We start from the raw sequence: 10,891 nt of genomic DNA, 5'->3' as shown, positions 1-10,891 counted from the left end.
TCTTTTAAGGTTCGGTCAAAACCCTCGGTAGTAGGGTCCGCATTTGCCATTCTAACCGAATAAACAGGCGAAGCCGCAGTAGGAGTGATCTCAACCGGCCTGTATCTTGACGTGCCAATGGATGAACCCACCGGGAAAAGATATTTATTTAATTACAAACAAAATTCTTTACCGATTTTTCCTGACCGGATTCTGAAACAACATTTATAATATATTCACCACTTGCAAGGTTACCTGTATTGATGTTTAAAATATTTTGACCTGATTTAATTGTGCTTTTAGATTTATAGACATATTTACCCAAAGCATCTACGATAAACATATTAACATCGGTATCTATAGATGATACAATAATTACATTAATGAAATCTTTTGAAGGATTAGGATAAATTGAAATGACCTCAATAAAGCTTTTTTTGCTTACAACTACTATATTGCTGTATTCATAACTGCCGTCATAATCAACCTGTTTTAACCGGTAATAGGTATGCTCATCATAAGGATTTTCGTCATAATAAGAGTAGTAAAGCATTTCATTAGAGGTGCCTGCGCCTGGAATTGTCGTTATCTTTTCCCAATTTATAGCATCACTGCTATTCTCTAATTCAAAATAGTCATTATTAATTTCAGAGGCAGTTGTCCATTCTACCTTTACTGTGGTTTGATTAGTCCATTCTGCCTTAAAATCAAGCAACTCTATGGGTAATGGATTATTGGCGCTGCTTCTTGAACCGAAAGTGAATGGGCTGTAATTCAGAACGGTATTGGATGTTACATTTCCCTGTAAGCCGCAGGTAATGGAGAGCTGTCCCTCGTCTTCCCAGTCAACGCCATTATAGCGTGCAATTAGAAGGTCGGTAGTGATGCAGTCATCAATGCCGCTTCTGGCGCTATCTTCCCAATGCAGAGTTACCTGCACATCATCATTGTTTATTGCCTGTGTTAAAGTCCAGTATTCAACTAAGCTCACATTGTTCAATGTTCCTGTTACAGTTAAATCATTATAAACCGTGTCAAAATATTGAGCAGTATATTCAGTTGTGGCAAGAGTGGGTGCAGAAATACTTAGCCGTGCCCAAACTGTGCTGTCGCCCAGGGGAAAGGTAAAGGCATCGTTACCGATTTTTTTCATAGGGCCATCAATAAAGCTGGCGGCAGAGCCGGAAGATGAAACTGCATTATCAATAAGCGCTAACAGGTTTGTTGCATCAGTATAAAGCATGCCATCTGTTAAAGTTAAAGATGAATTTACAATTATGGGTGTATCAAGGGTAACGCCTGTTGAAGAAGTGTTGTTAATTGTAAGATTATAGAAAGTGGTTGTATCGCTGCCTCCTATATTTTGCGGTTCGGATGAATTGAATACGACAGTACCGGAACCAGATAACATGGTTGTAGAAACATTGTTGGTCCAGTTCTCATTACCTGCTGTGGGATTGTTTTGTATGTAAACATCTCCATTATTATTAATTGAGGCGGTTCCATTGGCAGTTAAGCCACCTTTTACATAAACAGCAGCAGATGATTTAATGGTTATGGCTCCTTTAGCATAGAATAAATTTCGTGAGAAACCCAGATTAGGACCGCTGATTACGCTGATTAGAATGATTTTTTTCATTAAATAAAATAATTTAACGTTAAATTATTTTCTTTTTAATTCTATTATTTCTTTTTGCAATTGTTCTATCATTTCTTGTTGCTCCTGTGCGGCTTTTACTAATGGCACAACAAATGCAGCATACCGCAACCCGTAATAATCTCCATCATTCTTAGGTTTGTCAACTCCACTAAAATAGAAGCCTAATTCTTTGGCTGCTTTTTCTACTTCTTGGGCTAAAAAACCTGTGTTAATATCTTGGATTCTTAATTGTTCTTCTTTGATATTTCTTAAACTATCAGGGGTGTTGAGGTAGCTGGCTAATTTATCCAGATTAAGTTGATAACTAATGGGGCGTAATTTTAAAATAAATGCTAAACCCGGAATATTTTCTTGTACATTATCTTTAAATCTAGCATCGGATAAGTTACTCCATGCTGAGAAACCACCAATACTCGTTACGGTGCCATTTCCTATACGAATTTGATCACTGGCAGTAATATTGGCACCGGCTCCTAACGCAGTAGAATTTGTAAAAGTAGTACCAGTAATATAAGCACCCACCCCTAAGGCAGTATTGTTACTCCCTGTTGTGTTTGCTAATAGTGCATTAATCCCTATGGCAGTATTGACATTCCCTATTGTGTTGTCTCTTAGTGCATTAAGCCCTACGGCAGTATTCCAGATTCCTGTTGTGTTTGCTGTTAGTGCATTAAGCCCTATGGCAATATTGGCACCCCCACCTGTGTTTGCTATTAGTGCATTATGCCCTATGGCAATATTGGAATTCCCTATAGTGTTTCGTATAAGTGCACTATCTCCAATGGCCACATTATTAGATCCTGTTTCGTTCCGGAGTAAAGCCGAGTAGCCAACTGCTACATTGCTGTTTCCTGTTGTACTAATCGCTAAAGATTTAATTCCCACAGCAACATTCCTGCTGCCTGTAGTGTTTGATTGCAAGCTATTTTGGCCAATACCAATATTATCATCTCCTATGGTGTTGTTCCATAAAGACGTCAATCCCACACCAGTATTCCTTGACCCCGTAGTGTTATTACTTAATGTGAACCCCGCACCGATGGCAATATTGTCACTGCCTGTAGTGTTTGCAAATAAAGCTGCATGGCCTATTCCTATATTATGTGTTCCTATAGTGTTTGTAAATAAAGAACCATAGCCTATTCCTACATTGCCACTCCCAGTAGTAGTATTAGCTAACACATTATCTCCAAAAGCGGTATTATTAGAAGTTGTAGTTAGTTTTAAAGCGTTTTTGCCTACTGCAATATTTTGAGCACTACCAAACCCAGGACTTGTAAACAAAGCAGAATCACCAATAGCAATATGACTCCCGTTTGAACTGGTAACGGCGGCATTATATTTGGCATACGCACCAATTGCGATAGAGCCGCTAGATGTTTGATTTTTAAAAAGGGCTGATTCTCCAATGGCAATATTGCCTGTTCCGGTAGTATTGTCGTGTGCAGCATTAACCCCTACTCCAATATTATTAGAACCAGTAGTATTTAAAAAAAGTGCATCTCCCCCTAAGGCAACATTGTCAATCCCTATTGTGTTTGCTTTTAGTGTATTAAAACCTAAGGCAACATTGCGAGCCCCTGTTGTGTTTGCTAATAGTGCACTATCTCCAATGGCCACATTGCTACCCCCTGTTGTGGTTTCGTTACCTCCTTCGACAAAAATGTTGGAGCCACCTCCAGAGGTGTTAAAAAAATCAAGTCTGCCTGTTTGGGTAACTTCCAATCGTTTTAGGTCATTGGTGCGTATTGCAAAATTTTGTGCATCGGTAGTACCAATAAAATTGGTTGCCGGGTCGGTTACTGCGTTTCCTATAATTGTCCAATCATTGCTTGGTGTTGGCAAACTGTTTTGTAAGCGTTGCCATACGGCTCCATCCCAGTAGTAATAACCCGGGGTAACGTCACTTACCGCTGCGGTATTATACACCATCAAACTTGTTGCTGCGCTGGCAATGGTGGTTATATCGGTGGTACCTGTTAAAGCCACACGTGGTATGAGCAAGCCCATATCAGTGGCTGTTAAATCCAGTAAAGCGCTTGAATCGGGGTTTGGCTGGTTGATGCCTACGTTTTGGGAAACACCGATTTCACAGATCAATGAAAAGATTACACCGATTAACAGCGTTTTGGAAGCGAAGGTGTTAATAGCAGGGAGTTCCCTCGCTTCGCCCGGGATGACAATATTTCTTAATAGTAGTATAGTCTTCCCATAGATGTTTTTTTGTTGTTTCATTGTTTTAATTGGTTTATAAATAATGTTAAACTGAAAAATAATACGGCAATTTAAAATACTTTTTTTAAAATAAAGAAAATTTAATCAAGAATTTACCGTTTTGTAAAGGTAGGCAGTAATTGGTTTGTTGTCAATAGAGTGATAGTCGTAATTTACTACGACTATTAACCTGTTTTTTAGGATAAATTTTGTTTATGATGAGATTTTCTTAATCCATCAACCCGTTTTGAATAGCAACTTTGATCAGCCCTGCAATATTATGTACATTGAGCTTTTGCATCAAATTGGTACGGTGCGTGTCAACAGTTCGTGGGCTGATGAAAAGTTTTTCGCCTATTTGATTATTTGATAATCCCTGTGCAATAAGCTCTAACACCTCAAGCTCTCTTTGTGTGAGCTGACTTATTAGTATGTCCTCCTGCTTTTTAGCCAGTATATCTTCGGAAGCAGGTCTGGATAATGTCAATGGTATTTCATTACTATAATAATTTTCACCATTGTTTACCATTTTGATGGCTTCTAATAATTCTTCTTTATCAATATTTTTAAGGATGTACCCGTATGCGCCTGCTTTTAACATTTTGGTGATCAATGATTTCTCGTTATACATAGTAAGGGCTAATACTTTAACGCTGGGGTACTTGTTTTGAATGAGCTTGGTAGCTTGGTAGCCATTCATTACAGGCATGTCAATATCCATCAGGATTATATCAACTCCGGATTCATCCCCGATTGCATCTGGACTGGCTGGGTCTTGCTGACGCTTTACTTGCTGCTGCTCCAGTTTTTCAATACATTCCCTGCCGTCCTTGGCTTCACCCACAACCGTTATTCCCTCAACACCTTCTAATAATGCTTTAATGCCGTCTGTTACGATCTGATGGTCTTCTGCAATTAAGATTTTAATGTTTTCCATTACTTAGTATTCATTCATTAAAGGAACCCTGACATTTATAATAGTTCCCTGCTTATGGCCTGGATTGAGCGTGAACGTCCCGTTCATAGCTTCAACCCTTGTTGCAATATTTATTAAGCCCATTCCTTTGTTATCACCATTAAGTTTAAATCCTAAACCGTTATCTTCTACCACTAAGATCAGGTGGCCTTTATTTTTGAATAAATGTATAAAAATCTCATTTGCTTTGGCATGTTTGAGAATATTACTAAGTAATTCCTGGAAAATGCGATAAATACCTATCTCAATATTTTCCGGCAACCTTTTTTTAATTCCATGGGTTTCAAAATTATATTTTAATTTGGAGTTTTTTATAGCGCTATCCAACAGGTCATCCATGGTAGCTGCCAGCCCGGCTTCACTCAAAGCCCGGGGCATCATTTGGTGCGAAATTGAACGCAATTCATTACATGCCTGATCTAATACTTTGGTAGATGTATTAAAGGCCTTTTTCTTTTCAATAGAAAGATTTTTTATTTCTTTATCAAATCTTCCCATATTTATTTTTAATCCTGCTAAAAGCTGGCCGATACCATCATGCAAATCTCTGGCGATCCTTTTCCTTTCCTTTTCTTGTGTTTCAACGATGACTTTTAATCTTAGCTTTTGTTGCTTTAATAATTCTTTATTGAATTTTTCTTTTTGCTTTAACCTGTAACGGTTGTAGAGTAAAAAGGCTAAAACCAGGGCTAAAACCAATGCAATAATGGTGATCCTTTGTTTTTTTACTTCATCTTCCTTACGTGACAATTCAAGTTTTCTCACTTTCTTTTCCCTCGTGAGCAGGGCGATCCTATTCTCATTTTTTTCATTTTCATACTTCGCCTGCATTTCAGCTATTTGTTTACTGCTCTCTTCATTGAAAACAGCGTCTTTTATTTCAGAATAGCGTTGATGGTATTTGTATGCTTTTCTTAGATGTTCGTTCCTATCAAGTGGAGCAAGTGTGTGTTCTCCTAACCTGGCATAAGTTTCTGCAAGTGTCAGGTAAGCTTCTTTAATATACTCTTTTGAACCTATTTCTCTGGCAATGGCTAAACTTTTTTTACAATATTCTATGGCTTTCTCGTAATATTGTGTGTTGCCGGACAAGCCTCCACGCAGTGAATATATTATCCCAATATTATTCAAACTTGCTGCAATTAGTTGTTTGTCTCCCAGCTTTTCAAATGCTTTTAAGGACTGCAGATAATACGCTTCGGCTTCAAGGTATCTGCCCTGGATCTTATAAACTTCCCCTATATTATTCAAACTTCTTCCAATACCTTTTTTATCTCTTAATTCTTTATACACTTTTAAGGATTGCCGGTCATATTCCAGGGATTTGGCATAGTTCTCTTGCTCATAATAAATAATTGCAATATTATTCAGATTTCCGGCAATTAATTGCCGGAACTCAGCCCGCCTTTTATTAAAATAGAGGGAGTTGAGTAATTCCTCATTTATTTTGAGGGCTTGCAGGTAATAGTCTATTGCTTTTGCGTATTTACCCTGTCTCCAATGAACAAGGCCGATGTTATTCAAACATAATGAAATACCCTGTTTGTAAAATCCTTCATCCCGATCTTCACCTGACTTCTCTGAAGGAGCAGCGTACCCGGAATACGTAACAGGCAAAACGAGTTTTTCATATATCTTCAAAGATTGCAGGTAATAGCTGATCGCTTTTGCGTAATTCCCAAGAGCATAATGAACATTCCCGATGTTATTGAGATTAGCCGCTATTCCATTCCTGTCTCCCAACTCTTTTCTTATCTTTAAGGCTTGCAGGTAATGCTTGATGGCTTCTTCATATCTGCTTTGATCATCATAGACATAGCCGATATTAAACAAACTGGATGCAATTCCTTTTTTAAAATCTATACGCTTGGCTAAATCAAAAGCTTGATTGCCGTATTTCAATGCTTTATCCGGATTTTGATTTTGGTATTCCCGGCACAGATCATTTAAAACTTTAACTTTATTAGTGTCTTTTGAGGTTTTAAGCGTTTTGAAGAGACTATCTATCCTGGATATGTGGATATGGACAAGTGTATCTGAATGACCACTATAGCTTTTCTGCGGGGCAACTAAGGTGACAAGGCATATGATCCCAACTTTCAGCGGGTTAAGAAATATTATGTATCGGAATTTCAAAGCTATTAAAGATTTGTACTTCGATTTATTTTTTTGCTTTTAATAATCAAGTTCTGGGTTCTTGGCACTTGGATCTGGGTTCTGGTTACTGGGTTCTCGGTTCTGGGTTGTCGGTATCCAGTAAGTTTTATCTTTTTCTATTGCTTGTAGAAAAAGATTAAGTTTCAGTGTGATTACATTTTTTAATCAATCCGATAGCTATCGGATTACCTGCCCGCCACTGCGTTTTGGCAGGCGGGCGAAGTTACGTTCTATCATCTGATCAATGTTTACCCTGTAGCTTTAGCGTATCAGGGTTACATCCCCTTTTCTAATATCAGGTGTCCCATCCTCAAACTCCACTTCCAGATAATAAACAAACACAGCCATACCCTGTTCTTCCCCATTGTGCTTCCCATCCCATCCAATCTCAGTAGCTTCTTTTATATCCTTAGTTTCAAAAACCTCTTCGCCCCAGCGGTTATAGACTACTAAAGATATTTTTTTTATACCACTGCCTATTACACGAAACACATCATTTTCTCCATCACCGTTAGGACTGAAGGCGTTGGGGATAAATAGCTGAATCTTTATAACTTTTGCAGTTACTGAATCACAGATACTATCTGAACCGCAAGCGTTACCTGCTATCAAACATACATTATAACTTCCGGCAATAGCATAAGTATGCACAGGATTTTGCACTGTATCTGTATTGCCGTCACCAAAATTCCATACCCACATAGTTTCATTAACAGACGAATCTGTAAAGGTAACAGTTAAGCTTGAACCAGAATGTCCAAAATTTGCTATAGGCAGCAATGGATTGACCGTGATTGTCTCTATCGTTGACGTATCTGTACAACCTGCTATGTTAGAAACCACAACTTGGTAATCTCCAGAGGTTGATACATAGATGCTTTGCGATGTCAGTCCCGTACCTGAACCATTTAAGAGCCATAAGTATGTGTTTGCTGTATCTGATTGAAGCTCAACAGTATCGCCACTGCACAATGTTGTGGCTCCAACCGGTGTGATGTTGGCTGCAGGTGAAGGATTTATTGTTACATCAATGCTGTCTCTCGTAGTACACCCGCCAATGGTAACATCTACCCAGTAGGTGTTGGTAGTGTTTACTACTATCGTCTGAGAGGTATCGGTTGTTGACCAACTAAAAAGAGCGCCACTATTACCAGCATCTAAAGTGTGACTTCCGCAAGCACTTGTATCAGTGCCCAGGCTTTTTATTGGTAAGGAGTTTATTGTTACTTCAATACTATCCCTTGTGGTACACCCTGTAGCCGTATCGCTGACGTCAACCCAATAAATGCTGGTTGAATCCACAATAATTGTCTGGGTGGTATCGGTTGTTGACCAGGTAAATGCAGCGCCTGCATTGCCCGCATCCAAAGGGACCGTACCGCCACAAAGGGTAGTATCTGCACCTAAATATACCAATGGCGCTGGATTTACTGTTACATTTATGCTGTCTCTTGTTGTACATCCATTTGTGTTGGTTACATCGACCCAATAAGTGTCGGTAGTATCAGCAATAATTGTCTGTGTAGTATCAGTAGTTGACCAGTTGAAAGTGGCTCCTGCATTGCTGGCATTTAAAATTGCACTGCCGCATACAATTGTGTCAGTACCTAAATTAACAACAGGCAAAGGATTTACTATTATTGATGTGATCTCATTGCTTTTTGCATTACAGCCAACAGTTGTGATCACCACACTAATGGTGTCACCACTTGATACGGAAGCGGTGGTATATATGCTGTCGGTTCCGTTCTGCACAGTATTTGAATTGACAAAAAACGTATAATTAGTAAATCCGGGTGTAGCTGTAAAAATTACGGTATCACCAACGCATATTGCAGATGCGGAATTGCTCAGCGACACTACTGGCATCGGGGCAGCCAATGCAAATGGAACATAAGAAAAATCAGTCCATAATGACCTGGTGATGCTGCTTAAAATAGGTGAGACGTTGCTTATTAAAGTAACCGCACCTGTATTTTCCCATTGAGGCACATTTTGCCAATGTGCAATGGCCTGATAAGCGTTATCTAAAGAATCGTCAAAGTAAATGGTGATGTCAGCAGAGTCTGCCCCCGAGCTATTGATCCTATGATAAAAATCAGGATTTATCAGGCATAATGAGGAGTCTTTTAAGGTTCGGTCAAAACCCTCGGTAGTAGGGTCCGCATTTGCCATTCTAACCGAATAAACAGGCGAAGCCGCGGTAGGAGTGATCTCAACCGGCCTGTATCTTGGCGTGCCAATGGATGAACCCACCGGAAAAAGATATTTATTTAAAATTGCTGTATTCCTGGATAAGCTCCCGTTGCCCAGGCTGCTCACAAAACCTGTAGTGCGTGTAACAGCGCCAGTATTTGTACTGGTCACTAACATAGTAAAGGTATCGGTTGCAAGTTCTCTGTCGTTTAGCGCTAAGGAGTCTTCTACAATGGCATCTGTTTTCAGCACTTTGACCCCTGTACCCTGCAAGATCAGATCATAGAACTTCGTGACGCTTGTCCCCTGGATATTCTGTGTGTCTCCTGATAAAATAACTGATCCGGGACTGGAGTTGATAAAAGCAAAATTACCGGCATTATTTGTCCAGTCACCCATTAGATTAATTGTACCGCTGTTATCAAAAGTGCCGCTGTCCTGATTCACAACACTTCCTTGTACGTAAATAAAGCTTCCCGGAGTCAGGGTTACTATTGCTCCGTCATTGGTAAAGAAAACCTGTGCAAAAGCTATTTTGGTATAAACCAATACCAAAAATGCGATGGTAAAAAGTTTTTTCATGATAGTTATTTGTTTATTTGTTTCATAAAAATAAATTTTAGATTGCAAATGTAATCATTTTTAGGACTTTTTCAAAAATGTTTTTTCATTTGTGTTTGTCGTTTGTTAAAGCCAAATTTTTCATTTCTTCTCCATTATTTCATAAATTCTAAATCTCTGCAAACATTTGTGGTTTACGGACATGGACAAAAACCTCCAGTTTTTGTTACACTCAAAGAACCAGGCGAAGATGTTCCACATGCATTACTTGCAGTAGCACTTACAACATATACTCCATCAACACACCCTCCAAAACAAATTTCTGTTATAGAATTATCCCCACATAAATAGTCGGAACATACGGAGGTCCAAGTGTAACTGGTAGCACCAGGTGATGAAGCAGTATAATTAACCGTCCCTATATTACCACATGACCCTGGAACAGAGGAACAAGGACTTACTGCTACAGCAATCGGACCAAGTATGGTTGGTGGAGCAGGTGCAGTAATGATTGTTACCGAAGCCGTACTCACTGCTGTTGCCGCACCGCAGGAATTACTTGCTGTCAAGGTATAAATACCTGCTCCTGCTGTGGTAATGCCCGCTATTGCCGGGCTTTGTAATGCAGAAGTGAAAGCGTTAGGTCCTGTCCAACTCCAGGTGGTTGCACCCGTTGCTCCTCCTGTTAATGTTAATGTAGCTCCTGCACAAATCGGGTTCGGACTGGCGGATGCCGTTACTCCGGTGGGTATGGTATTTACCGTAACCGTTACACTGGCACAAGCCGTAGTATTACATGTTCCCACCGCTCTTACGTAATAGGTTGTAGTGGAAGCAGGCGAAACACTTGGGCTGCCTGTGCTTACAAAGATTCCTCCGCAACTACCGGTGTACCAGTTCCATGCTGCACCCGTTCCCAAACTGCCCCCTGTTGCTGAAAGGGTTGTTGCCTGGCTCGGGCAAGTCGGGTTCACTGATGCAGTTGCTCCTGTTGGCGCTGTGGAATTGGTGTTGGTAACATTCACTGTTACGCTGGCGCAGGTGGTCGTATTACAAGTTCCAACCGCCCTCACGTAATAGGTTGTAGTGGAAGCAGGCGAAACACTTGGGCTGCCTGTGCTTACAAAGATTCCTCCGCAACTACCGGT

At 39.8% G+C, this 10,891-nt stretch carries 5 protein-coding genes; all 5 read right to left on the bottom strand.

Features of this window, described 5'->3' with window-relative positions; translation table 11 throughout:
* Window positions 1–148 precede the first annotated feature (148 nt).
* Window positions 149–1,618 carry a T9SS type A sorting domain-containing protein gene (locus tag FVQ77_16075; protein MBW8051819.1) on the bottom strand — a complete coding sequence of 490 codons (1,470 nt, stop codon included), beginning with the start codon at window positions 1,616–1,618 and terminating at the stop codon, window positions 149–151.
* A gap of 24 nt (window positions 1,619–1,642) precedes the next feature.
* Window positions 1,643–3,874 (bottom strand): hypothetical protein, encoded by a 2,232-nt coding sequence (locus FVQ77_16070; protein ID MBW8051818.1) that lies wholly within the window; start codon window positions 3,872–3,874, stop codon window positions 1,643–1,645.
* A gap of 208 nt (window positions 3,875–4,082) precedes the next feature.
* Entirely contained in the window at window positions 4,083–4,790 is a 708-nt protein-coding gene (locus tag FVQ77_16065) for a response regulator transcription factor (GenBank protein MBW8051817.1), read from the bottom strand.
* A 3-nt stretch (window positions 4,791–4,793) separates the two neighbouring features.
* A complete protein-coding gene (locus FVQ77_16060; GenBank protein MBW8051816.1) occupies window positions 4,794–6,965 on the bottom strand; it encodes a tetratricopeptide repeat protein in 2,172 nt (723 codons plus the stop codon).
* 282 nt (window positions 6,966–7,247) lie between these two features.
* The gene (locus FVQ77_16055) at window positions 7,248–9,764 is read right to left on the bottom strand and encodes a T9SS type B sorting domain-containing protein (protein ID MBW8051815.1); all 2,517 of its coding nucleotides are present in this window, start codon (window positions 9,762–9,764) and stop codon (window positions 7,248–7,250) included.
* Window positions 9,765–10,891 lie beyond the last annotated feature (1,127 nt).

Source organism: Cytophagales bacterium (genome assembly GCA_019456305.1).
GTDB lineage: Bacteria > Bacteroidota > Bacteroidia > Cytophagales > VRUD01 > VRUD01.
This window is presented reverse-complemented; position numbering and strand designations above follow the sequence as displayed.